Here is a 24836-nt window from a genome sequence, read left to right on the forward strand (position 1 = left end):
GCGGATCCATTTTTCTTTCGCTGAGGAGTCACATGAAGAGCCGATATGGATAGACGTTTCTGGGCAAATCTGGGACGTTCGCGATCGTCTTGGCTAAGCGTTGCGAGTATCGGATGCTAACAGGCACAGGATCGTAGAGAGCATCATTGTTCCAATCCATCTTGGTGAGAGCCAAGGCCTCGTGAGCCGATAGCTCCAACGGTCCACTGCCTGCGTGCCTGATCAGCTGCAACGGCTTTGGAATGCTCTTCTTTCCCTGATAATAGTCGCCCTTATTAGACACTTCGGGAGCATTGCCCGCGACCCAAACAAGCGCCGAGGTCCCGGACCGGACGACAACGGTGCCTCTCGGAACAGGGTAGCCCGCAGGCTTGGTCGGCGGCTTCGGCTGTCCGCTCGGTACCAGCCATACCCCACGCCAACCGGAAGCTGGGCTAACTTCAATGCACTCGATTTCTTGCACCCCGGCAAGTGCATCAAACGCACCCTCGATCTCATCCGGTTTGAATGCTGTGGTCTTATGAATGACAAGCCGCTTCGGCAGTGTTCCTCCATTTCTTCCTTGATAGAGCTCGAGGCTGCGAGCAAGAACCGCGCGCATATCATCTCGACTGAGAAATGGATTTCGACGCGCTTCTGCGACATCGGCGATAGGATCCTTGGCCTCGAAGGCAACGAACTGCATTCCTCCGCCATCCATATCAAACACCTGGGAACAGCACGTCACATAGTGCGCATCCCGCTGGTCGCCCCGTAAGGCGTAGGCGAGGCCGATGTAAGCCGTGTCCTCAGGTACACCTTTCAGGGGCGCAAGCTTCCAAGGTGTGCCCGCTGCCTTAACATAAAGCGCTATCGCCAGCCGCCAGGATCGCGACGCAGGGTGTGAAAACGCAAAGACACGGTCATTGAGCACCTGCGTTGGTATATTATATTTCGCGCCCAATGCCTTGAGTGTGTCGTGAGCATCGAAAAACTTGGTTCTCGTAGTCGCGTCCCAGCTATCTGGAAAATGGAAAAGAACGACGTCAAACTCATTTCGCATCGTGTCAAGACGTCGCAACGCTGCGTCCATCGCTAAGAATAGGCGAACCTGATCATTCCCTTCGCCGGGAAGATCGCGAATAGCGTCCGGCCATTTCACGTGAGCTTCGGCTGGTGCGGACTGCAACGCGATGCCAAACAAAGATTCAAAGCCGGGGTAAGGCGGCACATACTCGAGGCGATCGCTTGGCTGATGCGATCCTTGCAGGGATGCCATCAACTCTCCCCGTCGACGAAATGTACTCGCTGGGCCGACCGTTGCGACCCTCAGTGACGATACATAGCCGCCAAAGGAACCTTTTGAGTACGGTCCGAAATTCAGCAATCCCCTCAATGGATGGACATCGACTTGCTTACTGTCCGATGGAGAAAAAGACAGCAGCGGCTCATCGAGAAGGGAGAACGGAGGAAGCTTGGAATCCATTGGCGATCTCCTCACTTCTTCCGGTCAAAGTAGCGGTGGTGATGGCTTGGCCGGCTCCACGCGGTGACAGGAGAAATCCGGAACACAGCATCGACACCAGCATTGGCTTCCAGATTGAAGGTCTTTGCCTCACCATCTGGGGCCCGCGTGAGCAATTGTGCCCAAGCGTTCACGATCCCGGCCCACTGCATGTTATATTTTCTGGCCCACCGCTCTCTGCGCCAATCACCTGCTGGATCGCCGCCTCGTCGTTCGAGAACCAAGTCGGTCTCACCTATCGCGTCGGCTTGGTTTACGCCCGCAGCTGGCTCGGTTTTGGGGATATCGATAAATGTATAGGGGTCGAAGGCACACCACCAGCGCCCTTCGACTTGTTCCAGCTTCAGAAACACACCCTCTTGGAAGAGAAAACCGAGGTCCGGTACTTTGCCGGTAAGCGCGCCGCCATAAGCCTCACGGAGTTGACGAAGATCGTCGGTTCTCCGTCGAGTGCGACCTTCATCTTCGCCTGGTTGAGGCGACGTGACGGTCAGAGAATGACCGGAGCGCTTCAAACGAGGTAGTAGTGGCTTGCGCCTTGAGAGGGCTCGGACCAGCGCGTCATAGATCAAACCCAGCGCCCAGCTATCGATACCAGGATCAAGCTTGATTGTCCCGGCGACCTGCGCGCCAAGCGGGGCGAGGGCTGCGACGATCTCATGATCATTCCCGAAAGCAGCGATCTCACGGCCGTTCGCTGCGATGACGGCTCTGCACTTGCTCGCTCTGAGAAGATCTCGGACTGCCGGAGATGTAGTCGCTTGCTTGAGGGTTATTCGTCGTGCGTGTGTCGGTAGCTGCTCAACTAAAAGGGCCGAATATCTCAGCACCGGAAACTTACGTGCTTCCACGGTCGGCAGATTAACGGGAATGAGCCGGGAATTTGCTCGCCCCTGCAACACGTGAGCAGTCAATGCCGTTGGAAGATCGACACACTTCATTATATCAGCCGTGAGTTCGTCGAATGTCGCGCATTCCACGATGGCCACATCCACGCCCTTTGCCTTTGCGTCGGATAAAAATTTTGCGACAGCAGGAAGCAGCCGCGAAGCAGACGAGGTGACCCAGTAGAGCCCGTTAGGAAATGGCGATTTTTCGGCGAGAACCGACGTCAACGCCTCCATTATTGACGCGTCGCGCCCGCTATATCCCACGAACAGCATCCCGAAGCGCTTGCCCGCCTCAACCAGCACATGTCGCATGCGCTCGTCCTGTTTTTCGAGCTCTGTGCCGGTATTCTTGATAGTTGTCTCTTGATAGTCTCCGTGCAGTTTGGCAACCATTGGCCAATCGGCCTCATTTAAGCTCCTCATCGCTCTCTCGCCGGAGTCGATTCCCGCGACCGTAAGGCGATGTTGCTCTGTTGCTGAAAGGAGTGCGTTGGCAGATTGCGCTGCTTCCTCGATCAACGGATCGAAGTTGGTGGTAAATATGCAGTCGGTTTTGCCGGCAGCGATGAGGCTTCCCAGCACTTTATGCCCGAAACAAGGTGTCCCTTTCGAGATTGCGTCATCGATATACTGCCTGCGGTGTCGAGGTTGTGGATACACCGCTTCAAATGCGGCAGCATACTCAGTGGGGTCGCCGTCAGGTGGTAGGATCGCCGTGCGCCGGAAAAACTCGTCAATACGCTCAATCCATACCTGATCAGCGGCATCAATTTCTCGCTTAGAGAGCTTGTTCTCACGACAGAAGATCTGGGCCTTAAAATCACGGATCATGGCATAGCCAGTAGGAATGCCAGAGGCAGCTGATGCTCCAGCGCCCAAAAACCATGCTATGAGATTTGGTCTCAACGCAAACGCCGTCGAGAATTCTGCTGCTGACATTACTGGAACGGTTGAAATATCGGTGCTCCTCGTTCACGCGATTCATGTTCATTTATATTCTATTCATGGCTTGAGTTGATATCGGCAAAGACGGGTTCCTCTGGTAATCCACTATTACTGTCAGCTTTTAAGCCCGGGAGACTTTGCAATGGCGAAGATTGATATTGGCCTGCGCCAGGTGCGGAGACTAGCCAACCTGTCTTACGAGGAGCGTTTAGGGTTCATCGCTGCCGGATTACCGATTTTGCTGGAAAGCTCTCGCAGCCTTTACGCAGCATCGCAGACGGTTTCCGAGATGACGCGTGAAGCAAACGTACTTAAGGGGCTCGCGGAGGAAGAGGCTGCCAAAATCCTTATCCTGATAGATATCATGCGATGCCCGAGAAAACTCGTGGGTGGACGGATAGGTGCCATGATGGGCTGGTTCTATGATCATTTGGCGCGGCTTCTTTATGCAGAAGCATGTGGATGGCGCCCTATCAATCTGAAAGAGCTCCGTGGGATTATCGATCAGCGCCGTGTCGCATACTATCTTGAAGGAGAAATGGGTGAGTTTATTGCGCCAAATAGCCTCATCTATCAACGAGAATCGCGCCTTTATGCGGACATCGAAGCTCTCGACGACGGCACTCTCCAGTGGGTTGCGCCGAGCGGATACAAAAGTTTCTATGAGCGCACGCCGGACGCGTTATTGGTGGCGGAGGCGCTCAGCACCATCGGCGCTTTCAGTAAAGAAGGGCTCCACATCATCTCACAGGTGTGGAGCGACGTAGATTTCCACGATGAAACCACCTGCCACGAAAGTGATCGCCTGATCGAAGCGACCCTGCGGACGCTGATCGATGCAAACTTGCCTTCCGAATTGGCAACTGACGACCACATCCAGATTTTGTATGCACGATGACAGATGCCGCTTTATGCGCTCGATATGAGGGAGAAGAAAGTCGAGCGAGCCGTGCTCGAGGCTGAACAAGATCGGCTGCTGCAGTCTGAGGTGGGTAGGGCATACGAATAGGCGCGTTCACGGCCTCAACGACCCCATCGCTGCATATGTTTCTGGAAATTCACTTTCCAAAAGCGCTTCTTTCATATCGTTAAGCGCCTGAAGTTTCTGTATGGTCTCAACGGGTACATAGCTCAGCGAATGCGCTATCACGATGCCGAGTATTATTCCAAAATCTAGGCAGGCAAGCATGGACCGCTCGTACTCGAGTGTGCCTCTTCCATGGAGGCCGATTAGCTCGACCTGGATGTGGTTACCCATGTCCTTGGGATCCTCGACATGACGGTAGACCGACTTGGGGTTTGGATGTGCGCCCCAATCGATCGCGCCCTGGTAGGCCTTCTGGATCAAGTCAGCTTTTGAGGGTTCGCCTTCTGCTTTTCCGATAGATATGGCAACATCCTTCACCGCTGATGTGAATAATCTGCGTGCCGCTTTCATCGCGGCTTCGTTATCGTGCCGATTAAGTCAAACCCTCTCAATATCGGGATCTGATTTCATCATGTGGCCATAGCATGCGGCTTCGAGCGCTGTCCGCAGAAGTGGAAATATTGCTGAAGCATGGCCTGTCAGGGCTACCGAGATGCTGCATTCGTACAGCATGTAACTGTGCATCAAGAGAAATGCGGCGGTCGGGGTGACATTCTGGTCTCCGGCCAATAAATCCCTCTGCAGAAAGTCTGAGAGTTTTTCGACGCCAGCAACAAGCGGAGAAGGCTGCGCAATCTCTGCACGGATGTTCGCTTGGCCAAGTTCGACGTAATGCCGCAAGCCCTGATCTGCCTTGAAAAGCACTACACATCCCTCCTGCGCGCGGCCATCGTGTGAGACAGGTACCGGTCCGAATTCACCAAGATTTATTATTCCATCTACCAGACGATGGCTACCCGCCCGCAGGATGACAGGTCGAAAGTCGATTAGATAAAAAGTTCATGGCGTCAATAGTTTAGAAGACGGAGGGCGGGGGTGATGGGTTCAAATCCCATCGAGGCGAATAACGGCCAAAAGTTGAAGCATTGACAAATCTAACATATCCATTAATCTGGATATATGGAAAGTAACAGCGCGATAACGGCCCTCGCGGCCTTGGCACAAAACACCCGCCTCGAGACGTTTCGGCTCTTGATGCGGCACGAGCCGGATGGCATTCCGGCTGGCGAACTCGCCCGGCTGCTCGATGTCCCGCAGAACACGATGTCGGCGCACCTCGCGACGCTGTCCCGAGCCGGATTGGTCAAGAGCGAACGCCAGAGCCGATCGATCATCTATCGGGCCGACCTCGACGGCCTGCGCGACCTGACACTATTCCTGCTGAAGGACTGCTGCGGCGGTTCGACGGAGCTTTGCGCTCCCCTGATCGCAGAACTGACGCCATGCTGCGCGCCGGGGGCGAAACCATGTTGAGCGCGATCGCATTGCACGAAGTGGCTGGTAGCGACACCCATTTCTGTGCGGCGCTTCGTGCCGCGGATCTTCGGACCGATGACATCGAAGACGATGGACGCGCCTTCTTCGAAGCAGTCTCAGGCGACGGCCAAACGATCGGATATTCCGGCCTCGAACGCTGTGACGGCGACTACCTGCTGCGATCTGTTGTCGTGCTTCCGACGTATCGGGGTCATGGCCTGGGACAAGCGATTGTCGAGGCGACCCTGCGGAACGTTGGCATTGGCGGCGATATCTTTCTGGCGACAACGAGCGCCAAATCGTTCTTTTCGAGCATAGGGTTTTCAGAGGTGCCGCGGACCAAAGTGCCGGTGGCCGTTCTCTCAACCCGCCAGCTTTCTTCCATCTGCCCCTCGTCGGCGACCATCATGAAGCTCAACAGGCCTCCGGCCTAACACGGACCACGACCATGACTGACAAGACCTACAACGTGCTGTTCCTCTGCACGGGCAATTCCGCGCGCTCTATTCTCGCCGAATCCATCCTCAACAAGGAGGGCGGCGGCCTGTTCAAAGCCTTTTCCGCCGGCAGCCAGCCGAAGGGCGAGGTCAACCCTTATGCCCTGAAGGAATTGGAGACGCTGGGCTATCAATCGACCGGTTTCTCCTCGAAGAGCTGGGACGTGTTCGCCGCACCCGGAGCGCCGGAGATGGATTTCATCTTCACGGTCTGCGACAGCGCCGCCGGCGAGGCCTGTCCCGTCTGGATCGGCCATCCGATGACCGCCCACTGGGGCGTCGAGGATCCGGCCGCGGTTTCCGGCCTCGATATAGACAAGCGGCGCGCCTTCGCGCAGGCGGCCCGCTTCCTCAAGAACCGGATACGGGCATTTGTGAACCTGCCGCTGGCGTCCATCGATCGGCTGGCGCTGGAGACCAAGCTCCGCCAGATCGGGGCGATGGAGGGTTCGACGTCACTGCAAGGAAAGTCCGCCTGATGTCGACCTTCGAACGATACCTGACCATCTGGGTCTTTGTCTGTATAGCCCTCGGCGTTGCCCTCGGCCACCTGATGCCCGGTGTCTTCCAGGTCATCGGCGGCGCCGAGATCGCCAAGGTCAACATCCCCGTGGCGATCCTGATCTGGCTGATGATCATCCCGATGCTGCTGAAGATCGATTTCCGCTCACTGGCGAAGGTCGGCTCCTACTGGCGTGGGATCGGCGTCACCCTGATCATCAACTGGGCGATCAAACCGTTCTCCATGGCAGTGCTGGGATGGCTGTTTGTCGGCTGGCTCTTCCGGCCATATCTGCCCGCGGATCAGATCGACTCCTATATTGCAGGCCTGATCATCCTTGCCGCGGCACCTTGCACGGCCATGGTCTTCGTCTGGTCGAACCTGACACGGGGCGAGCCGCTGTTCACGCTCTCGCAAGTGGCTTTAAACGACGCGATCATGGTCGTCGCATTCGCTCCGATCGTTGGTTTGTTGCTTGGTCTTTCCGCGATTACGGTGCCATGGGCGACGCTTGCCCTGTCCGTCGCTCTCTACATTGTCGTGCCCGTTATCATCGCGCAGGTTCTCCGGAGCCGGCTGACCGCCGACGGGACCACTCGGGCCCTCGATAGCCTCCTTGCCAAGCTCCAGCCGTTGTCGCTGGTCGCGCTGCTTGCCACGCTCGTTCTCCTGTTTGCATTCCAGGGCGAGCAGATCATCGCGCAGCCGACCATCATCGCTCTGCTCGCGGTCCCGATCCTGATCCAGGTCTACTTCAACTCCGGTCTCGCGTACCTCCTGAACCGAATGGCGGGAGAGCGCCATTGCGTAGCGGGACCGTCCGCCCTCATCGGCGCCAGCAACTTCTTCGAGCTTGCCGTTGCCGCCGCCATTAGCCTGTTCGGGTTTCAGTCGGGCGCGGCACTCGCCACCGTCGTCGGTGTCCTGATCGAGGTGCCAGTGATGCTCTCGGTGGTCTGGATCGTAAACCGGTCGAAGCGTTGGTACGAGGCATCGCCCGCCGTTTCCCGCAACACAATCACCGAAAGGCCCTGACCATGGACGCCATCATCTATCACAATCCCGCCTGCGGCACGTCTCGCAATACGCTGGCGCTGATCCGCGCCGCGGGGATCGAGCCCACCGTCATCGAATACCTGCAGAACCCGCCATCGCGTGCGCAGCTCTCGAAGATGATCGCAGATGCCGATCTGACGGTCCGCGAAGCGATCCGCGAGAAGGGCACACCCTATGCGGAACTCGGCCTCGACAACCCTGATCTGACCGATGACCAGTTGCTGGATGCAATGCTCGCGACTCCGATCCTGATCAACCGACCGTTTGTAGTCACCCCGCTTGGCACCAGACTTGCCCGCCCCTCGGAGGTCGTGCTCGACATTCTGCCGGCAGACGCCTTCAAAGGACCGTTCACCAAGGAAGACGGCGAACAGGTCCTCGACCAGGAAGGAAAGCGCATTGTCTGAGACCTTCCCCGCATTGCATGACGGCCATCTTCAGCCGATTGCGCCAGAATCCCTTCGCCCGGCGTTCTCCACCCACAAGCCACGGATCCTGATCCTCTATGGATCGCTCCGGGAAGTGTCGTATAGCCGTCTGCTTGCCTTCGAAGTCCGTCGGCTGCTCGAGCGCCTCGGATGCGAGGTGCGGATATTCGATCCGGCCGGATTGCCGCTCCCGGACGAGGCACCCGTCAGCCATCCCAAGGTTCAGGAACTGCGCGACCTCACGCAATGGTCGGAAGGCCAGGTCTGGATCAGCCCGGAGCGCCACGGCGCGATGACAGGAATCATGAAGGCTCAGATCGACTGGATCCCGCTGTCGCTCGGCTCCGTCCGCCCCACCCAGGGCAAGACGCTGGCGGTGATGGAAGTCTCCGGCGGTAGTCAGTCCTTCAACGCTGTGAACCAGTTGCGCATTCTCGGCCGCTGGATGAGGATGATCACCATCCCCAACCAGAGCAGCGTCGCGAAGGCGTTTCAGGAATTCGACACCGATGGCCGGATGAAGCCGTCTTCCTACTATGACCGCGTCGTCGATGTCTGCGAGGAACTGGTGAAGTTCACCATCATGACCCGCGATGCATCTTCCTACCTCACCGACCGATATAGCGAGCGGAAGGAGGAGGCGGCCGAGCTGGAGAAACGGGTCTCGCTGAAGTCGATCTGACGGATCAGGCCGTTGCGGTGGCAGGCTGCCGGCAGGAGGCGGCCACCGCGACGAATGCCGCGATGCTGACCGCGCCGAGACAAGCGTTTGCGACGAGGGCGAAGCTCAGCCCGATATTCTCCATGGCCGCCGCGAACACGAAGGGCGCCCCGGCGCCAACCGCCAGACGGGCGGCCGCCATCTTGCCGGTGATCGCACCATATCCGTCCGATCCGAACAGGTAGAGGGGCAGGCTTCCCTGTGCGATGCTGTTGATGCCGGAACCGAGCCCCAGGCAGATAGCGAAGGCGACCGCACCCGGAAGCCAGTTGCCCGTCATCAGAAGGATCAGGACGCCGAAGACGATGAGCACCGCCGAGAGGACCGCAAGCCCAGGCGGCGACAGGTTCTTCCCAAAAACCATATTGATCAGACGGCTCAGAACCTGCGCCGGGCCGAACAGCGAGCCGATCACAACGGCCGCAGCGCCCAGCCCGATCGAGCCCAGCATCGGCACCATATGGGCAAGGATGGCGGCGAGCGTGAAGCCAAGGAGCGCGAAGGCAAAGGAGACGATCACCATCGCGCGGCGCCGGGCGTGCGTCGGGATCGCGCCGATGACCGTCTCGCGCGGCCGGATGGATGCTTCGCCTGCCTTCTTTCCGAGGCTTCGGATCCAGAAGTGCAGCGGCATGCAGAGGAACAGGTTAAGCGCCGCAAAGACGAGATAGATTTCCCGCCAGGACAGATAGCCGGTGAGCGTAGCCGAGATCGGCCAGAAGATCGTCGAGGCAAAGCCGCCGATCAGTGTCAGATAGGTGATGCTGCGAGAGGCTGTGCGAGGGTCGCTCTCGACCAGCGCTGCGAATGCCGCCTGATACTGAACCATGCCGGACGACACCTCGAGCAGGATGATGGCGGTGGCGAAGATCGCGACCGAGGGTGACCAAGCGCAGAGCGCAAGCGTGAGCGCTGCGAGGGCCGAGCCGACGGTCATGACCGTCGCGGCGCCGATCCGGTCCATCTGCTTGCCGATATAGGTGGCCGACAGGCCACCGATAAAAAGGGATACGGAGAACACCCCGAACACTTCGGCCAGCGACAAGCCGAGATCCGCCGCCATGCCGGGCGCAAGGATGCTGAAGCTGTAATAGAGCGTTCCGTAGCCGATGATCTGCGTTAGGCCGAGAGCCGAGACGAGCCCAGCCGGGATTTTCGAACTACGCAACGAAGCCACCCTTGTCGGCCGTGATACAGCAGTCGTCGGCACGCTCGACGTTCTCCCTGATTGCCGGATGACCGGCGCAGCAATCCTCCATCAAGAATCTGACGAGATCGGCAAGCGCGTCATAGCTGGCGCTGTAGATGATCGAGCGGGATTCTCTTCGCTGGGAGATCAATCCCGACCGCTCCAGCTCCTTCAGGTGAAAGGACACGTTCGTGGCGGAGACGCCCATGCGCTCGGCGATCACGCCCGCAGCCAGTCCCTCTGGCCCTGCCACAACCAGCGCGCGGACGATGGCAAGGCGCGTCTCCTGAGAGAGCGCCGCGAACGATGAAAGGGCTTGACGTTCATCCATATTTCAATAATCCTTGAACTATTGGATAGAGGGATAACCGACATGAACGCGATCGACAAGTCAGTTTCGACCGACATCAGTCTCGGCCATCTCCTCGATGTGCTTGCGGTGGCGCCGGATGCCCCGCTGGTGTTCAGTTATGATGGCAGTCCCGTCCGGTCTGGCTATCACGTTACCGAGGTCAAGGCCGGGATGTTTTCGGCGCTCGACTGCGGAGCCAACCCGGAAGCCTGGGCAGAGATCTTCGTGCAGCTCTGGGATATCGACGAGGATGGCCGCACACACATGCCGGCCGGCAAGCTCGCGGCGATCATCCGCAAAGTCTCCGACCATGTGCAGCTTGAGCCAACGGCGAAACTCACGTTCGAGGTCAGTGACGGAGAGCGGCCGATGGCCCTCTACTGCGCGGCAGCGCCGCGGCTCGTCGCCGGCACCTTCGAAGTGTCGCTTTCCGCTCGGCCGGCGAGCTGCAAGCTGAGAGATCGGTGGCTGGCGGAGGAGCAGGCCAAATCATCCTGCTGCGTGCCGACAGCCAAAGAATCAAGGTGCTGCTCGTAACTATGCTCGTTGAGTGATAACGTGAGCTTCTAGTCGATCCGCAGCGGATTAAGCTGCTGAGTTTTATCGGATTTTACTCGTTAGAATAATGGGTCGACGGTTCGATCCCGCTCAAGAGCGGGTTGTTTTCATCGCTCGAAGGGAGTCAACCATTTCGAATGTCTAGGGGCAGGCCCCGATGAGCGTCGCTCGATAAAGGTCGAGGCGATAAGAATGCGTTTTGCGACGACCGGCTGCCCTCTTGTTTCAATGCGTTCCAACAATAGCCGCATCGCTTTAGCGCCCATCTCCCCGCCTTGTACCCTGATGGTCGTCAGTGGAGGAGATATTTGGGTCGCAGCGGAAAAATCACCAAATCCGACAACGGACATGTCGTCTGGTATGCGGTAGCCACGTGCTAAAAGTTCGGAAACAGCGGTGAGCGCCAACCCATCGTGAGCGCAGAACAGGGCTGTTGGTGCAATTCCGGCAGTTTGAAGAGTTTGCAGTGCAGGGATAAAGCCTCCATCTTCGTCAAAGCGCAGGACATGCAGTCGCGCATCGGCATGTCTAAACTTTCGCGCAGACCGTGATATCGCTCCATACGACCGCGATAGCCTTCCTGTCCCTGCACGAAAGCGATGTCGCGATGCCCGAGTCCAAACAAATAATCGCCGACCGCTATCCCTGCTTCGTGGTCCGTGCCGCCGACATGATCGGCCTGTTCAAGTGGAAGCATCCACCCCAGTCGAACCGAAGGCAAGCCCGACGCTTTGACAATGTCCAGCGTCTTTTGTTCGTGCGGCCCAACAAGAATGATACCTGCGCTATCTTTCACCATCGCCTCGACCCTGCCGGCGTCATGAGTCCACTGCAACCGTACAGCTTGACCTAGTCGATGCGCCTCCTTCTGCATGCCGTCCTGCAGCATCGTCCGCAACTCGTAGCTCACGCTATCGACCTGATCGTGAAAGATCAGAGTGATTTCGCGTTGCTCGTCGGCGGGCTTCGGGCGCTGGTAGCCTTGCCGCGGGATCGGCGATAGCTAACGATCTCGATCCGTCTCGGCTGGATCTGGACGTCATACGCGACGTTGCTGCGCTGGCTATGCGCCAGGCTTCGCTTTCCGGAACGCCGTACACATGGCATCTTGAGGGCATCTATCGCGTGTCCGGCACCATCGCGTGGTCCGCGCTCGACCTGCTTCGGGGCGACGAAATCTCCCGGCTGAAGCAATGCCCACCCGACGATTGTCACTGGCTGTTTATCGACCGGACAAAGAACGCTTCAAGGCGCTGGTGCGACATGGGCAGCTGCGGCAATCGCGCCAAAAAGATCGCCCACAGAGCCCGGCGCTGACTCAAAAACGGCGGGAAAGAGCAGCAGCGGGATTCCGGGCCCGTGATCAAAGCGGGATGAAAACCAATGATCGCTTAGGTGTCGGGATACCGCATTGACTGGGCGCCGCAGGCGGACGTCGAAGTGGATGGAGCATGTGGCTGAACTCATTCCTGAGGTCTGAGAAAACCATCACGGCCATTTCCTGCCGAGCGGAGAACAAGTGCCCCTCCATCTCTTCTGCGGCATTTACCCTCGGGAATTGACAGCGAAATCAGACAGAGCTTCAAATCGGAACGACTGCAAACTTTCATTTACCACAAGGCGTATTGTCGAATTCCACGCCGCGCATATGTCGTCTTTGTCATAATGTATCCGGCCATAACAACAACCGATGAGGTGACATGATGTCAATCAACTCGGGTCATGCTCGATATTTCCCGCGACCCATACGAACTACAGCTAACCCGTTGGAGCGGGCTATCCTGCAGCTAGAGAAGATGATCGATGCGCAAAGAACGAGTGCGCTACCGGCACCGTTTGCTCTTTATAAAGCCAAACGCATTCTCGAACGATGCCACAAGGGGAGCCAGCTGCCGAATGCGCGTGACTGCATGCCCAACGTGGAATAAGCGATCGGACATCGGTAGCACGGGCCCGAAACAACGAACCTAAACGGCTGTCAAAGTCTGTCCGACTGGTCATGACGACCTTCGCCGGCTCGTGCTACATCCAATATGCCGGCAGCGTCGGCGAGCGTTATTTCTTCTACAGCAGCCAAAGCGTGCTCTGATCACGGTCTCCTGCGTAAAACATGTCCAGTGCGGCTTGGAAAGGTAAATCCCGTTCAGCAACAGCTCCAAACAACGTCATGCTGGATCGAAATTTGAGATCATCCGGGGACCCGAGAATGTCACGCGCGCTCAAATCGGTGTGCTGCAGCATGGCGGTCGTACACTCGACCAGGCGTGGTCCAAGCATAGGATGCGTCAAATACGCCTCCGCTTCCGCACGACCCGAGATCGCGTAAAAGCGCGCAGTTTCCGAACGACCAAGGCCATGCAGTTGCGGAAAGATAAACCACATCCAGTGTGAGCGCTTCAGCCCCGCCCGCAATTCGCTGAGGACCACCTCGTAAATGTTTTGCTGCGCCGTCACAAAGCGCTCGAGATTGAATTTCATCGTCAGCTTTCTCCGATGCAAGGTCCAGCAAAACCGGCCTTAAGCGCTCCACAGCGCGATCTCGCTGGTCGATCCTGACAACGTCGGCGCTTGGCTGCCGATCCCGAAATCCCTTTAGAAATCATGTCGCAGCTTGCGTTCGCGTCCACGTTGAACCCGGCATGCCAGCAAAGTAGTCCGTGCGCTTTTGTTTGCTGAGCAAAACTTGATCCAGGACGTCACTGGAATGACGATGCGCTCGACGGGCGCCCGCTCTGAGCGACCATCGCGGTGCATTACAACAATCAGGCCTGGAGCTTCACTGGCCGATCATAGCAAATTGGCCACGGGAACGTCGGCAGAATGCTCGCGGCCACCGATTCGCGGTGTTCATTGGCTTGCAATGAACCGCCAGTTCGCGATTGCGGCCTGGCGGTGGGGCTCGGCGCGCAAAAGGTAGTCCGGATGCCTGATAATTGAAAGCAGGTCCGAAAAGCTGTCGTAGCGTATCATCACGATGTCGTCCCACTGTTCGTCCTCGGTCGAGACTAACGTTATGGTCCTCGATCCGACGTAAAGACGTTCGAAAATAATCCCGAGCTTTGATGCGATCTCCTGGAAAACGCCAGCATAGCCTTCGTAATATGCTGCCCGTGACGTCTCTTTCATATCCACGAACCCGCCCGGATAGTGAGGACTTTCGCGGAAGCGGAGAAGATTTATCATCACGACGGGGTTGCCGCCGAGGCGTTCAGCCGCGTCTGACAGGATTTCGGGCGAGAGGGTATAAAGTTTCATGGTCTGACTTTCTGACAAAATTCGTTCATATGTCAAACATTGACAGTTTTTGTTATTATGTCAAGAATCGGAAATGGAAAGATTTTCAGACCGGGAAGAGAAGGTTGCTGTCGCGGCCGAGGATGTTTTTGTGCGCTACGGCTTCGCGCGCACAACGATGGGCGACATAGCAAGAGCCGCAGGTATCTCCCGCCCCGCCCTTTATCTCCTGTTCCCGGACAAAGAAGCGATTTTCAGCCGCGTCATTGAGATGATGGACGCGAGATCCCTCGCAAAGATCCAGCAGGCGGTAGACCGGATTGAGTCTGTTGATGGGAAATTGTTGCATGCCTGTACCGTTTGGGGCCTCCACGGGGTGGAGCTGGCTTCAGCCCATCCTGACGCCGCAGACCTTTTTGATTTCCGGTTTCCGGCGGTTCGGGAGGTCTACGAGCGGTTTCAACATTTTCTGGTTCGGATTTTGGAAGAGCACGTCCCGAACTGGACGCTCCCCGTTTCACGGGCTGAGTTTGCGGCGACGCTCACCTATGGCCTTCGTGGCCTTCGCTATGCGGCGACGGACATCGATCACATGAAACGTCTCGTTGACGTTCATGTTACTATCTACGGAACGTCACTTAAACGGAACGACAGCGCCAACGGCTGACAGACACTTTCCCTATCCAGCAGAAGCCTGGGATTCATTGAGAGATGTCTGTGCCACGAGCGCCTCCGAGGACCGCACGAGCAAGAGATTACGGGCGTGTGCCGGGTAGGAGCAACTCTTCTTGGGGATATTTGTATCAAATATTGCTAGTGCTCATCACCGCGAACCGGACACCGCTTCATAAGCTTTTTGATCGTCCGTCGGTCTCCCCCGAAACGATCCAGCACCTCCACTGCCTGAGGCAGGTTGACCGGGTATTCCTGTTGAAGTTCCTCGACGGTGTACGGCTTTAGTTCGTAGTCTGGCATAGCGCCCTCCTTCTGATGCTCAAATGCAACCGCCTCGATTCGAGTTCCCAGGATCGGAACATCCGCGCGCCCCGATGGTTCGCCTTGGGAAAGGAGACCATCATGAGGGACCTGAACCCGAATACGATAGGCGCGCCGGACGACCCGAAAGCCACACGCGGCTCAACATGGCGGCCGAGAGCCAAGGATGAGGATATCATCACCAACAATGACGAAGGTGCGCCCCCCGTGCCGATCGGTCAGCCTGGCGACCGTGAGCAAGGCGGCGACAGCGACGGCCCGATGGATGGACAGTAGGTTGCGCCAGGCCGGCTGAAGCGGGCGCTCATTTCGACCCATTTATATGGAATGGCGTCTCCAGATACCCTTTCCCGCGGAGAGTGACGGAACCCGGCAACTGGGACGCGCTGTCGAATATCTCAAGGGCGACTGTTTCTTTTTGCCGGAGATGCCGTTTGAACGGTGAGTGATCGGTAGTAGCAAGTCGAAAGGCTTCAGGGCTCTCTTGATGGGATCCGGCGCCGAAAGATCAAATCCCTTCAGTGGCAATCGCTTGAGATGCCGTCACTTATTGACCCGGTTTGGGGCCGATCGCTGGCGCTGCAAGTTCGCGGCGGCCAGATCAGCTGGGTCTTTACCGGCAATGTTGACGGTTGGCTGAGCGAAGGTGACGCCGTTCTCCTGAAATGATTTTCGAAGAGATGCGTATGCGGTACGTCGAATAAAGCTCTGCTGGCTGGTGGGCACGGTGATCATCGCGAAACTGACCACAATTCCGTACTCTGCAAAATCTTCGACACCCTTCAGCTTTAGCGGCTCAATGAAGAAGCGACCCAGTTCAGGGTCCGTAAGCAAAGTCTGGCCTATCGCCTTGCCAATCTTGCGAACTTTCTCGAGATCCGTGTCATACGGGACAGTCACGAGTATCTTTGTTTTGGACCAGTCACGGCTCATGTTTTCCACTGCACCCAGTTCGCCGAAAGGGACAGTGAAAATTGGACCCCTGTGATGTCTCAGCTTTACCGAGCGAAGGCTGAAACCTTCGACGGTTCCACGGTAGTCCTTTGCCTGAATATACTCTCCGACGCGGAAAGCATCGTCAAACAGGTAGAAAAAGCCGCTTATGATATCCCGCACCAACGCTTGTGAGCCAAAGCCGATCGCCACTCCAACGATGCCCGCTCCTGTTATGAGCGGACCTATGTCAACCCCGATCTGACCAAGGATTGTCAGGCTTGCAACAACAAGAATGGTGACCGCAAGCAGATTACGGAGGATCGGAAGCAACGTCTGCAGCCGCGTGAAATGCTCTCCTTCCCAATCAGTCTCGAGCGCAGCCGACGAAGGGTTTTGGCGGGTAAGCAGTCGCTCTATGGCGGCTCTCGAGAGATGCCAGATGATGTCCGCGACCAGAAGGACAAGTGCGCTCCGTAAGACGCCAGCGAGAGCGTCCCGGACCAACGGGATCCCGCGACCGGGGAAGGTGACGTCAGTTTCCCAGACAAATGCTATCCAAGCGAGAGCCAATAAAAATACCGACGCCCTCGCACCGCGCACCAAAAGGATGGTTCGATTACTAGTTTGAGGTATTTGAAGCGTTTTGAAAGCAAGCTCCCGGACGATTTGAGAAACTGCGCGAAGAACCGGCGGCAGGATGGCAGGATAGATGCCCAACCAGAACAGCGCCCGGGCATTCAGGCACCAGAGAATCCAGACGAAGGCAGCATAGAGCGATATCGCCGTCTTCATCCTGGCATCTCGACCGACCGAAACCCATGTCGTACCGATGATGACCGTCAATATCATGCAGGACGCCAGGACCTCGATTGCCAGAGCGGTGTCGGGATCGAAATCGAGAACATCGCCCAACATCGTCACGCTGGCGGTAAACAGCGACAGACCCATCACCAACCTTAAATTTCGGCGAAAAGATAAAGGTGCGATCTTCTCCGCCAAAGCCGAGACAAATCGCCAGGCCACAAACAAGAGCAAGTAGCAGCCTGCAAAAAGGCGTACCGACAGTGGCAAATCGACGAGGAAATAAAGTGGTGCGACGACCGCCGCAAAGACCAGCGATGGAAGATATTGTTCCGGGCCGTCCCAGTGATGCAGGCGATTTCGCCGGATAAATCGCTCCGCAGTGGTGCCGGCGACAACCATAAGGACGAAAGCGGAAGAAACCGGCAGATAACCATTGGCGTTCAGGTCATCCAAAAGCGCCTGCATTGCCCGTTGTGTCTCATCCGGAATCCGCGCAGCGGCGGATAGAACCTCATGAATTCTGGCGCGCGTGTGTTGCTCCCAATCCAGGACCCCGGCTGCTGTCGTCCCGTCAGTTGCCGGATCGGACGCGCGCCCAATAGTTGCCGGCACTTTCTCCAATATCGGCAGTCGCTGCTGCGGATTTCGCGACTCGTCGCCGCTGTTGCTGACCCCCAAAACGGCCAACACCGCGACGATCGAGGCAAGCACACAGAGGAATAATGACAGCCATCTCATAACAAACCCATGCACCTGCAAAGGTTACAGGCGCCAATTGTTCGGTTGGGAAATGATGCGTGCCTTTCACGTCAGCGCACACCTGGACGAGCGTTGATATCTGTTACCGAAAAATTGAGGCGACCTCACCAACGCGCTAGCCTTTGCAGCCGGTAGGGCTAGTTTCATTCCCCCGGGGCGAGCGCTAGTTTTTTGCGCCCCACAGCCACCAAAGCGATAGCAGGTCTCAACTTCCGGATAGGTTATTTGGGTCCAGTGTGAGGTCGATCTTAAGCGTGCACTTCTCTAGGTTCGCAATTGCTTCCTATGAACTGCGCCACATCAGCTGATCTGGAGGATAATATGCTACATGCTGAACACAGTCTGTCTGGAAAGTCGCATGCACCGTTTTGCGCCAGTTTAAAGCCCGACATGCCCCCTATTCAAGAACCCTTGGCAATAGTCGTTCACGACCTCGGTAATCTTATCCAGGTTGCGACGTCTGCCATAAATGTCCTGTCACGCAATCCCTTGGTCTCTGCCGACGTCCGGGCTTTAGATGTCATTCGCAGCGCCCGAATGTCGCTGGACTGTGCTGGCGGACTCGTTCGTCAATCCCTCCGGGCCAAGAGTAATGGCTATACGCCCGTTGAAACCGTCAATGTTGAATCTTGTCTCCTCGATGTGAAAGACTCTCTGGCCATATGGGAGCCGGAAACACACGTCGAAGTTCAGGCAGAGCCGAACTTGCCTCGCCTGGTTTGTAACGCCGTCGGATTCAAAGCAGTCCTTCTGAATCTGATGGTCAACGCCCGCGAAGCGATGCCGGACGGTGGTACGATTTTGCTGGCTGCGCGGGTACTGGTACCTGACGGCGCACCGGCTGTTGAAATCGTGGTCGCCGATGACGGTCACGGCATGACGCGCGAAACTCTCGAAAACGCGTTCATACCCTTGTTCACGACAAGATCGTCAGGCGTTGGCGGCTACGGACTTTCCGCCGCAAAAAACTTCGTTCAGGCGGCCGGCGGCCACATAAAGGTGGAAAGTGAGCCCACCGTCGGCACGCGGGTGACCATCGTCCTCCCGGCCTACGGCATCTCCTGAACCGAGACCACTCCAACCATAACTGGCGCTTGCCAAAGATAACGCGGACAATTATAGTCGGCGTTATGGCACATATAACGGTCGGCGTGGAATACGGATTGCATTGTCTGTTGTGGTTGATGGGGTCTCCGGACAAGCCTCTCAGCAGCCGGGATCTTGCCGATCTGCAGGGCATTTCTCCAAGTTTTCTGGCGAAGATATTTCCGAAACTTGAGCGGGCTGGCCTGGTCGTCGCATGGGAAGGAGCGAAAGGCGGATATCGCCTGGCCAAGCAGCCGGAAAATATCAGCGTACTCGAAGTGGTGGACGCCATCGAGGGTAGGAAACCTCTCTTCGACTGCCAGGAAATTCGTGGTCGCTGCGCAGCTTTTGACGGAAAGCCCCCGCGTTGGGCAACAAAAGGCGTCTGTGCGGTCCACGCGGTGATGTTGCATGCCGAGAAGGCAATGCGGGAATCTCTGGCGAGCCAGTCACTGGCTGATATAGCCGGGGAATTTGGCCGCAAGGCCCCTGCGGAATTCTACGGAGATGTCGAAAAATGGATCGAAACCAGAACCAACTCCAAATCTCGTGGACGTTCTGCGGATGAATAGCCTGGTACCTGATCGAGGCAGGGGCCATTGCATATGGCGCACCACATCTACGACAGGGGTTTCGGATTAAGTTTGTGGAGAAGGGTCATGAGCACTTTTTCAGTTCCTGATAAAAATAACACAGCCCTGGTCGCTTGCAGGAGGCTAAGGCGATGAAGGCGGCTGCTCTCATTGCCGACAGTCCGCTCGTGATTGTTGTTGACGACGATGCCGATGTTCGGCACTCGCTGCAGGAGCTTATCGAATCTGTCGGCCTCGACGTGGTATGCTTCGCATCACCGCGCGATCTCCTGGAGGCAAGGCTTCCCGACAGGCCAGGCTGCCTTGTCCTGGATGTACGCATGCCGGGGTCCAGCGGTCTTGATCTCCAGCACCAGCTTTGCGAGCAACGACGAACCAAACCGATTGTCTTTCTCACCGGATACGGTGACATTCCGATGTCGGTGCAGGCGATGAAAGCGGGGGCAGTCGACTTCCTCACTAAACCTGTGCGGGATCAGACCCTCCTTGACGCCGTCATTGAAGGAATAAAGCGGGACGTCGAGCAGCGGAAGCGTGCCGAGTATACCCATGAACATGCGTCCCGTTTCGCAACGCTAACGCCACGCGAGAGGCAGATTCTCCACGAAGTCGCACTTGGTCGCCTCAACAAGCAAATTGCCTTCGACCTTGGTATCAGCGAGGCGACGGTCAAGCTGCACCGCAGCAACGTCATGCGGAAGATGCAGACGATCTCCGTCGGGGAACTGATCCGCGTCTGGGATGCGTTACCAGCGTCGCTGCGAGATGCCACACCGGTGTCGCTATCGTCTTGATTGGGGTTTGCAGGCCGTTGCCGATTGAAGGGCTCGGCAGACGACAGATTCAATCCAATCATGCGGTTCGCCCCTCCTGCTTCGAGGTCGGCGATCGACACAGCCAATACCCGTGAACATTTCCTGCCAAGCGGACACGCCTGCATGATAGGCGGGTGGTTGCCTTGTTCGGTTGCTACACCTCCAGTCTTTCCGCGGACTAAACCTCGCCTTTGGTCTATGTGACCTCGTCCTAGGCTCGATATTCCCGAGGGCGGCAATCGCGCAATCTCATGTCAACGGAAACGCCTGACGGAGAACACTTGTGCGAGGCGCACTCAAAATTCTGGTTATTGCGGCCGCGGTCGGCGTCTTACCTGACGCTGCCGGCTTCGCTATGTCACCTTCCCCCAAGCCGACGATCGTCCTCGTCCACGGCGCCTTTGCAGAATCGGCGAGCTGGAACCGGGTAATCGACAAGCTGAGAAGAGACGGATACAAGGCTGTCGCCGTTGCCAATCCCCTGCGCGGCGTGGCCAATGACGGTGCGGCAGTCGCCAGTTATCTCCACTCGGTGCCGGGACCGGTAGTGCTTGTCGGCCACTCCTATGGAGGTCCGGTGATCACCGAGGCTGCAAATGATAGTCCCAACGTCAAGGCTCTCGTTTATGTTGCGGCTTTCGCACCAGATACTGGCGAGTCGAGCACCAGCCTGTCTTCGAAATTCCCCGGCAGTACGCTATCGAAAACGCTGAACACGGTGGAGCTGCAGGACGGAGGTCAGGACCTCTATATTCAGCCAGATATGTTCCGCGAGCAATTCGCGGCGGACGTTCCGGAAAAAACCGCCAGTCAGATGGCGTTCACGCAGCGGCCCATTTCGAAAGCCGCTTTTGCAGAACTGACGAAAAGACCATCCTGGAAGGTGGTGCCTTCCTACTCAATTTTCGGTTCGCGCGATCTCTGCATTCCACCGGCAGTCATGAGTTTCATGGCGAAACGCGCTCAGGCGCGCAAAACGGTCATCCTCAAAGGAGCATCCCACGCCCTAATCGTCTCTAGGCCGAAAGAGGTCGCCACGATCATCGAGGAAGCTGCGCGCGAGAGCGCAGCTGACCTGGCCGCCCGTGCCGCCAAATGAACACCGCATCAATCAACTGAAACAAGGAGAACTGACATGAAAATCGTCGTCATCGGGGGTACCGGGTTGATCGGCTCAAAAACGGTCGCGAGGCTGAAAATGCAGGGGCACGACGTTCTTGCTGCCTCGCCAAATTCCGGTGTGAACACCGTTACAGGCGAGGGGGTGGATGATGCTCTCGCGGGGGCAGAGGTTGTCATCGATCTGGCGAACTCTCCTTCATTCGAGGAAAAGGCGGCCATGGACTTTTTCGAAGCGGCAGGGCGCAATCTCTTCGCGGCCGAAAAGAACGCCGGAGTGCGCCATCATGTTGCGCTGTCGGTCGTTGGCACGGACAGGATGCAGGCCATGGGCTACTTTCGCGCAAAGTTGACCCAGGAAGAACACATCCGCAAGTCCGGCATCCCTTACACGATTGTCCATGCCACCCAGTTCTTCGAGTTTGTCGGTGCGATCGCGCAATCGGCAACTAAAGGCTCGATCGTCCGCTCGCCGACGGGAGCATTCCAGCCCATCGCGGCCGATAATGTTGCCGACGCCGTGGCGAAAGTTGCGGTCGGCGAGCCTTTGAATGGAACGATCGAAATCGCCGGTCCGGACCGAGCTCCCATGAACGAGTTCATCGGTCGGTTCCTGAAGGCAACCAACGATCCGCGCACCGTCATGCCCGATCCGAAAGCACGCTACTTCGAAGTCAGCATCAATGACCGGACGCTGGTTCCTGACGCAGGCGCACATCTGGGCGCTATCGGCTTTGACGAATGGCTGAAGGCCTATTCGGCGCAGCAGAAATAAGCGGCTCTCACTCAACACGGTGCTGTCTGGCGTCGAATTGGCCAGGCAGGCCTCTTCGACAAGGAGAATTATGATGATGAAATTACTCTTTTGCGGCGCCGCCTGCGCCATGTCGCTCGTCACATCCGTCGCGGCACATGAGGCCGAAGGCGAGAACGTGAAGATCGTGTACGATCAACCACTTCCGAACGTTCCTGGAAAAAGCATGCGGGGCGTGCTCGTCGAATATGCACCGGGCGGCCACTCTCCTGCGCACACGCATCCGGCCTCGGCATTTATTTACGCGACCGTCCTGGAAGGCGCCATCACCAGCCAGGTCAACGGCGGTCCAGTCACTGTCTACCGTGCTGGCGAAAACTTTTCCGAATACCCCGGGGATCATCACGCGGTGAGCGAAAACGCAAGTAAAACCGAGCGCGCGCGTCTGCTTGCCGTGTTCGTGGTCGACACGTCAGAAACCAATCTCACAAATTACGAGAAATAAGGCCGCTGGCATTTCGTCAACGGCTGTTCGGCGGGGCCTGCCTGGCCAGTTGTAGAGGCTCACCATTGGCCATGATCCATCAGGTCACGGCCAGTATACCGGAGTGGCGCCGCCGCAACGCCACTCCGGTTTGTATGTCGCAATAAAGGGCAGGTCCGACAATTGACCCTTGATGCAGGAGAACGCGATGCGCATCGAAAAGCTTTACCCCATGGTCTCCGCTCGTTTGATGATTGTCAATCTGACGGATACGGTGGCGCGCGCGGCGGCGACACTCTCAAAACCTGGCGTTGGGCTCGCGGTCGTCTGCTCTGATGACGGCGTGGCAAGAGGCGTCCTCAGCAAGTCCGATCTTATTCGACATATCGCCCATCGCTCCGGACCGGGTTCGATTGAGGGGTTGATGAGCCCGAAGATCGTTGGTTGTCGCCCGACGGATGATTTGCAAACAGCGTGGCAGGTGATGGTCGATAACCGCCTCCAGAACATGCCGGTTCTTGGAGACCAGGCAAAACCGCTCGGCGTTCTCGATATACGGGATGCCCTGAAGGTGCTCTACGAACAGGAGCAACTGCAGGAACACATGATGGAGAACTACATCGCCGGGTTTGGCTACTGACAGCCTCACAATGTGCATACAAGCAGTCAAAGCACCAGTCAGTTCCTGTCTGAGGACATCTACATGATGCAAGATTTCTCTGCCGATTTGGCGACCGATCCAATTGCCTGGCTGGTCTTTCTCGGAATAACGGGAATGATCGTTTGGAAGCTCATCGGTCCGGTAAGATCCAATCTCCGGCTTGTCGTCCAGATTGCTTTCTTCCTCGCCATGACCGCCGTCATCGTCTTTGGGCAAGTGCCGCTCGGCCAGTCAAGCGGCGCGCCTACAGATGACGACCGAACGCTCGTCGTGATCCTTGGGCAGATGTTATGGTGGTTGCATCTCGCCTGGGCTGTGATCGGCTTTGTACGTATTTATCTTGTCCTCGAAGGCAGACCGCGAGAAGCGCGCCTCCTTCAAGACATTGTGGTCGGTGGCGTGTACTTGTGCGTCGCGCTCTCGGCTCTTGCATTCGTTTTCCGGCTGCCGGTCGGGACTTTGATTGCGACCTCGGGCGTGATTGCAATAGCGCTGGGCCTCGCCCTCCAAAACACGCTGGGTGATGTCTTCTCCGGTATCGCCCTGACGCTTGGCCGGACCTTCACGCTTGGAGACTGGATACGCCTCAATGATGGCGTGGAGGGGCGTGTGGTCGCCAGCACGTGGCGCTCGACGCAGATACTGACGATAGCCAACAACGTCGTAGTCCTACCCAACAGTGCATTGGCCAAGTTGGGGCTCACCAATGTCAGCCGGCCGGAAGAAACGCACTTGCTGCAGCTGACCATTAGATTGAAGCCAACGAGGACACCGTCTGCAATTGAAGAGGTTATCACGACCGCCCTTGAAGGCTGCAACCTGATCATCAGGAATCCCGGCCCCGTGGTTGCTCTCAAAGGGATCGATGCCAATGCGATCGATGCCGATCTTTATGCACGGGTGAAGGACCCCATGCATATGATAGGAGCGAGAAACGAAATTATTGACTTGCTTCACCGCCACTGCAAAGCCGCCAACCTGGAACTTGCTCCGTCGGCATCGTCACTTCTTCTTGCGGAGCAGTCCACGACGCCGGATTCCTCGCATTATCGCGAAAGAAGGCTGGTCGAAATCCTGCGCCAGAACAGCATTTTTGGAAACCTGGATGAGGCTGCGAAGGAGCGATTTGCCGATGCAGCCACATTGCGGGCCTACCCGGAGGGCGCCACAATTGCACCAGATGACTCTCAAGTCTCGTCTGTCATCGTCATCGACTCCGGCGTTGTCGCAGTGATGCAGGATGGATTGGAGCAAAGGCGCCTCTCGCCCGGCGATCTCTATGGCGGGTCGGATTTTTCGTCTCAATTTTGGAAGAACAGCTCCCTGAAGGCGGTGTCCGCCGTGAAAATCTGGGAGATCGGCCACGAACCTCTCTCAAACCTGCTCAGAAACCAGCCCGAACTTGCCAGGGAGCTTTCGATAAAGCTGTCGCTGCATGAAGAGAACGCCCGTCATGCTATTAATCCCAGTGTTAGAAACGACCATACCTCGCACGCACTTTTAAGGTCGATCCGGACAATCTTCACTAACTGATAAAACCTAGCCTTCA

29 protein-coding genes are annotated in these 24836 nt (G+C 57.1%); 19 read left to right on the forward strand and 10 right to left on the reverse strand.

Going from position 1 to position 24836, the window contains the following annotated elements; all coding sequences use genetic code 11:
* Positions 1-28 precede the first annotated feature (28 nt).
* A complete protein-coding gene (locus ACZ47E_RS15495) occupies positions 29-1465 on the reverse strand; it encodes an argonaute/piwi family protein (RefSeq protein WP_035210974.1) in 1437 nt (478 codons plus the stop codon).
* A gap of 11 nt (positions 1466-1476) precedes the next feature.
* Entirely contained in the window at positions 1477-3225 is a 1749-nt protein-coding gene (locus ACZ47E_RS15500; RefSeq protein WP_244405548.1) for an SIR2 family NAD-dependent protein deacylase, read from the reverse strand.
* A 256-nt stretch (positions 3226-3481) separates the two neighbouring features.
* Between ACZ47E_RS15500 and ACZ47E_RS15505 the strand changes: the two genes are divergently transcribed.
* Positions 3482-4237 (forward strand): hypothetical protein, encoded by a 756-nt coding sequence (locus tag ACZ47E_RS15505; RefSeq protein WP_060942190.1) that lies wholly within the window; start codon positions 3482-3484, stop codon positions 4235-4237.
* A 117-nt stretch (positions 4238-4354) separates the two neighbouring features.
* On the opposite strand, the gene ACZ47E_RS15510 is transcribed toward ACZ47E_RS15505, so the two are convergent.
* Both ACZ47E_RS15510 and ACZ47E_RS15515 read right to left on the reverse strand, forming a co-directional pair.
* Positions 4355-4777 carry a hypothetical protein gene (locus ACZ47E_RS15510; RefSeq protein ID WP_464017009.1) on the reverse strand — a complete coding sequence of 141 codons (423 nt, stop codon included), beginning with the start codon at positions 4775-4777 and terminating at the stop codon, positions 4355-4357.
* Between the two features lie 27 nt (positions 4778-4804).
* Positions 4805-5131 carry a hypothetical protein gene (locus ACZ47E_RS15515; protein WP_464017010.1) on the reverse strand — a complete coding sequence of 109 codons (327 nt, stop codon included), beginning with the start codon at positions 5129-5131 and terminating at the stop codon, positions 4805-4807.
* 255 nt (positions 5132-5386) lie between these two features.
* Here ACZ47E_RS15515 and ACZ47E_RS15520 point away from each other — a divergent pair, with 255 nt between their 5' ends.
* From ACZ47E_RS15520 to arsH, 6 genes are read left to right on the forward strand one after another with little or no spacing between them, the layout of a single operon-like run.
* The gene (locus ACZ47E_RS15520) at positions 5387-5740 is read left to right on the forward strand and encodes an ArsR/SmtB family transcription factor (protein ID WP_060942189.1); all 354 of its coding nucleotides are present in this window, start codon (positions 5387-5389) and stop codon (positions 5738-5740) included.
* A complete protein-coding gene (arsN2, locus tag ACZ47E_RS15525) occupies positions 5710-6177 on the forward strand; it encodes an arsenic resistance N-acetyltransferase ArsN2 (RefSeq protein ID WP_244405550.1) in 468 nt (155 codons plus the stop codon). The genes ACZ47E_RS15520 and arsN2 overlap by 31 nt, the downstream gene beginning before the upstream one ends.
* A gap of 14 nt (positions 6178-6191) precedes the next feature.
* Entirely contained in the window at positions 6192-6719 is a 528-nt protein-coding gene (locus tag ACZ47E_RS15530; RefSeq protein ID WP_035210982.1) for an arsenate reductase ArsC, read from the forward strand.
* Positions 6719-7777 carry an ACR3 family arsenite efflux transporter gene (gene arsB, locus ACZ47E_RS15535; protein WP_035210984.1) on the forward strand — a complete coding sequence of 353 codons (1059 nt, stop codon included), beginning with the start codon at positions 6719-6721 and terminating at the stop codon, positions 7775-7777. The genes ACZ47E_RS15530 and arsB overlap by 1 nt, the downstream gene beginning before the upstream one ends.
* Positions 7778-7779: 2 nt before the next feature.
* The gene (gene arsC, locus ACZ47E_RS15540) at positions 7780-8205 is read left to right on the forward strand and encodes an arsenate reductase (glutaredoxin) (RefSeq protein ID WP_081093268.1); all 426 of its coding nucleotides are present in this window, start codon (positions 7780-7782) and stop codon (positions 8203-8205) included.
* Positions 8198-8908, forward strand: coding sequence for an arsenical resistance protein ArsH (arsH, locus tag ACZ47E_RS15545; protein WP_035210986.1), 711 nt, complete (start codon positions 8198-8200; stop codon positions 8906-8908). The genes arsC and arsH overlap by 8 nt, the downstream gene beginning before the upstream one ends.
* A gap of 4 nt (positions 8909-8912) precedes the next feature.
* Here arsH and arsK read toward each other — a convergent pair whose 3' ends face one another.
* Both arsK and ACZ47E_RS15555 read right to left on the reverse strand, forming a co-directional pair.
* On the reverse strand, positions 8913-10115 hold the full coding sequence (arsK, locus tag ACZ47E_RS15550; RefSeq protein WP_035210988.1) for an arsenite efflux MFS transporter ArsK: 1203 nt from the start codon (positions 10113-10115) through the stop codon (positions 8913-8915).
* On the reverse strand, positions 10108-10467 hold the full coding sequence (locus ACZ47E_RS15555; RefSeq protein WP_035210990.1) for an ArsR/SmtB family transcription factor: 360 nt from the start codon (positions 10465-10467) through the stop codon (positions 10108-10110). Before ACZ47E_RS15555 ends, arsK begins: the two co-directional genes overlap by 8 nt.
* Positions 10468-10509: 42 nt before the next feature.
* Here ACZ47E_RS15555 and ACZ47E_RS15560 point away from each other — a divergent pair, with 42 nt between their 5' ends.
* On the forward strand, positions 10510-11025 hold the full coding sequence (locus ACZ47E_RS15560) for a DUF6428 family protein (RefSeq protein ID WP_464017011.1): 516 nt from the start codon (positions 10510-10512) through the stop codon (positions 11023-11025).
* A 128-nt stretch (positions 11026-11153) separates the two neighbouring features.
* Here ACZ47E_RS15560 and ACZ47E_RS15565 read toward each other — a convergent pair whose 3' ends face one another.
* Entirely contained in the window at positions 11154-11600 is a 447-nt protein-coding gene (locus ACZ47E_RS15565) for a LacI family DNA-binding transcriptional regulator (protein WP_318252869.1), read from the reverse strand.
* A 571-nt stretch (positions 11601-12171) separates the two neighbouring features.
* Between ACZ47E_RS15565 and ACZ47E_RS15570 the strand changes: the two genes are divergently transcribed.
* Positions 12172-12363, forward strand: a complete 192-nt coding sequence (locus ACZ47E_RS15570; protein ID WP_416172021.1) for a CGNR zinc finger domain-containing protein — start codon at positions 12172-12174, stop codon at positions 12361-12363.
* Between the two features lie 747 nt (positions 12364-13110).
* Here the strand turns inward: ACZ47E_RS15570 and ACZ47E_RS15575 are convergent.
* The gene (locus ACZ47E_RS15575) at positions 13111-13524 is read right to left on the reverse strand and encodes a DUF1810 domain-containing protein (protein WP_035210992.1); all 414 of its coding nucleotides are present in this window, start codon (positions 13522-13524) and stop codon (positions 13111-13113) included.
* Between the two features lie 369 nt (positions 13525-13893).
* On the reverse strand, positions 13894-14301 hold the full coding sequence (locus tag ACZ47E_RS15580) for a hypothetical protein (RefSeq protein WP_035210993.1): 408 nt from the start codon (positions 14299-14301) through the stop codon (positions 13894-13896).
* A gap of 73 nt (positions 14302-14374) precedes the next feature.
* Between ACZ47E_RS15580 and ACZ47E_RS15585 the strand changes: the two genes are divergently transcribed.
* Entirely contained in the window at positions 14375-14947 is a 573-nt protein-coding gene (locus tag ACZ47E_RS15585) for a TetR/AcrR family transcriptional regulator (RefSeq protein WP_035210994.1), read from the forward strand.
* A 410-nt stretch (positions 14948-15357) separates the two neighbouring features.
* Complete coding sequence (locus ACZ47E_RS15590; RefSeq protein ID WP_155682130.1) at positions 15358-15552, forward strand: hypothetical protein; 195 nt, start codon at positions 15358-15360, stop codon at positions 15550-15552.
* Positions 15553-15819: 267 nt separating this feature from the next.
* Here the strand turns inward: ACZ47E_RS15590 and ACZ47E_RS15595 are convergent, their stop codons facing one another.
* A complete protein-coding gene (locus ACZ47E_RS15595) occupies positions 15820-17754 on the reverse strand; it encodes a mechanosensitive ion channel family protein (protein ID WP_035210998.1) in 1935 nt (644 codons plus the stop codon).
* 342 nt (positions 17755-18096) lie between these two features.
* Here ACZ47E_RS15595 and ACZ47E_RS15600 point away from each other — a divergent pair, with 342 nt between their 5' ends.
* The 8 genes from ACZ47E_RS15600 to ACZ47E_RS15635 all read left to right on the forward strand — a co-directional run bounded on the left by ACZ47E_RS15600 (position 18097) and on the right by ACZ47E_RS15635 (position 24820).
* A complete protein-coding gene (locus tag ACZ47E_RS15600) occupies positions 18097-18840 on the forward strand; it encodes a sensor histidine kinase (RefSeq protein ID WP_035210999.1) in 744 nt (247 codons plus the stop codon).
* Positions 18841-18905: 65 nt separating this feature from the next.
* Positions 18906-19433 (forward strand): RrF2 family transcriptional regulator, encoded by a 528-nt coding sequence (locus ACZ47E_RS15605; protein WP_060942188.1) that lies wholly within the window; start codon positions 18906-18908, stop codon positions 19431-19433.
* 152 nt (positions 19434-19585) lie between these two features.
* Positions 19586-20248 (forward strand): response regulator transcription factor, encoded by a 663-nt coding sequence (locus tag ACZ47E_RS15610; RefSeq protein WP_035211003.1) that lies wholly within the window; start codon positions 19586-19588, stop codon positions 20246-20248.
* Positions 20249-20624: 376 nt separating this feature from the next.
* Positions 20625-21368 (forward strand): alpha/beta fold hydrolase, encoded by a 744-nt coding sequence (locus ACZ47E_RS15615; RefSeq protein ID WP_051634480.1) that lies wholly within the window; start codon positions 20625-20627, stop codon positions 21366-21368.
* Positions 21369-21404: 36 nt separating this feature from the next.
* Entirely contained in the window at positions 21405-22163 is a 759-nt protein-coding gene (locus tag ACZ47E_RS15620; protein WP_035211005.1) for an SDR family oxidoreductase, read from the forward strand.
* Positions 22164-22236: 73 nt separating this feature from the next.
* Complete coding sequence (locus tag ACZ47E_RS15625; RefSeq protein WP_244405556.1) at positions 22237-22647, forward strand: cupin domain-containing protein; 411 nt, start codon at positions 22237-22239, stop codon at positions 22645-22647.
* Between the two features lie 187 nt (positions 22648-22834).
* Positions 22835-23266 (forward strand): CBS domain-containing protein, encoded by a 432-nt coding sequence (locus ACZ47E_RS15630; RefSeq protein ID WP_034499506.1) that lies wholly within the window; start codon positions 22835-22837, stop codon positions 23264-23266.
* Between the two features lie 63 nt (positions 23267-23329).
* Positions 23330-24820 carry a mechanosensitive ion channel family protein gene (locus ACZ47E_RS15635; RefSeq protein WP_035211006.1) on the forward strand — a complete coding sequence of 497 codons (1491 nt, stop codon included), beginning with the start codon at positions 23330-23332 and terminating at the stop codon, positions 24818-24820.
* The last annotated feature ends 16 nt before the right edge of the window (positions 24821-24836 follow it).

Source organism: Agrobacterium sp. 5Ca39 (assembly GCF_055382365.1).

Excerpts from the sequence above, each read along its gene's own strand:
- arsC (WP_081093268.1), top strand. The coding sequence starts at position 7,780 with ATGGACGCCATCATCTATCACAATCCCGCCTGCGGCACGTCTCGCAAT.
- ACZ47E_RS15495 (WP_035210974.1), bottom strand. The coding sequence starts at position 1,465 with ATGGATTCCAAGCTTCCTCCGTTCTCCCTTCTCGATGAGCCGCTGCTG.
- ACZ47E_RS15500 (WP_244405548.1), bottom strand. The coding sequence starts at position 3,225 with ATGATCCGTGATTTTAAGGCCCAGATCTTCTGTCGTGAGAACAAGCTC.
- ACZ47E_RS15530 (WP_035210982.1), top strand. The coding sequence starts at position 6,192 with ATGACTGACAAGACCTACAACGTGCTGTTCCTCTGCACGGGCAATTCC.
- ACZ47E_RS15625 (WP_244405556.1), top strand. The coding sequence starts at position 22,237 with ATGATGAAATTACTCTTTTGCGGCGCCGCCTGCGCCATGTCGCTCGTC.
- ACZ47E_RS15630 (WP_034499506.1), top strand. The coding sequence starts at position 22,835 with ATGCGCATCGAAAAGCTTTACCCCATGGTCTCCGCTCGTTTGATGATT.
- ACZ47E_RS15590 (WP_155682130.1), top strand. The coding sequence starts at position 15,358 with ATGAGGGACCTGAACCCGAATACGATAGGCGCGCCGGACGACCCGAAA.
- arsB (WP_035210984.1), top strand. The coding sequence starts at position 6,719 with ATGTCGACCTTCGAACGATACCTGACCATCTGGGTCTTTGTCTGTATA.
- ACZ47E_RS15620 (WP_035211005.1), top strand. The coding sequence starts at position 21,405 with ATGAAAATCGTCGTCATCGGGGGTACCGGGTTGATCGGCTCAAAAACG.
- ACZ47E_RS15510 (WP_464017009.1), bottom strand. The coding sequence starts at position 4,777 with ATGAAAGCGGCACGCAGATTATTCACATCAGCGGTGAAGGATGTTGCC.
- ACZ47E_RS15595 (WP_035210998.1), bottom strand. The coding sequence starts at position 17,754 with ATGAGATGGCTGTCATTATTCCTCTGTGTGCTTGCCTCGATCGTCGCG.
- ACZ47E_RS15505 (WP_060942190.1), top strand. The coding sequence starts at position 3,482 with ATGGCGAAGATTGATATTGGCCTGCGCCAGGTGCGGAGACTAGCCAAC.
- ACZ47E_RS15635 (WP_035211006.1), top strand. The coding sequence starts at position 23,330 with ATGATGCAAGATTTCTCTGCCGATTTGGCGACCGATCCAATTGCCTGG.
- ACZ47E_RS15580 (WP_035210993.1), bottom strand. The coding sequence starts at position 14,301 with ATGAAACTTTATACCCTCTCGCCCGAAATCCTGTCAGACGCGGCTGAA.
- ACZ47E_RS15615 (WP_051634480.1), top strand. The coding sequence starts at position 20,625 with ATGTCACCTTCCCCCAAGCCGACGATCGTCCTCGTCCACGGCGCCTTT.
- ACZ47E_RS15585 (WP_035210994.1), top strand. The coding sequence starts at position 14,375 with ATGGAAAGATTTTCAGACCGGGAAGAGAAGGTTGCTGTCGCGGCCGAG.
- ACZ47E_RS15610 (WP_035211003.1), top strand. The coding sequence starts at position 19,586 with ATGAAGGCGGCTGCTCTCATTGCCGACAGTCCGCTCGTGATTGTTGTT.
- ACZ47E_RS15575 (WP_035210992.1), bottom strand. The coding sequence starts at position 13,524 with ATGAAATTCAATCTCGAGCGCTTTGTGACGGCGCAGCAAAACATTTAC.
- arsN2 (WP_244405550.1), top strand. The coding sequence starts at position 5,710 with ATGCTGCGCGCCGGGGGCGAAACCATGTTGAGCGCGATCGCATTGCAC.
- ACZ47E_RS15605 (WP_060942188.1), top strand. The coding sequence starts at position 18,906 with ATGGCACATATAACGGTCGGCGTGGAATACGGATTGCATTGTCTGTTG.
- ACZ47E_RS15560 (WP_464017011.1), top strand. The coding sequence starts at position 10,510 with ATGAACGCGATCGACAAGTCAGTTTCGACCGACATCAGTCTCGGCCAT.
- ACZ47E_RS15520 (WP_060942189.1), top strand. The coding sequence starts at position 5,387 with ATGGAAAGTAACAGCGCGATAACGGCCCTCGCGGCCTTGGCACAAAAC.
- ACZ47E_RS15600 (WP_035210999.1), top strand. The coding sequence starts at position 18,097 with ATGCTACATGCTGAACACAGTCTGTCTGGAAAGTCGCATGCACCGTTT.
- ACZ47E_RS15555 (WP_035210990.1), bottom strand. The coding sequence starts at position 10,467 with ATGGATGAACGTCAAGCCCTTTCATCGTTCGCGGCGCTCTCTCAGGAG.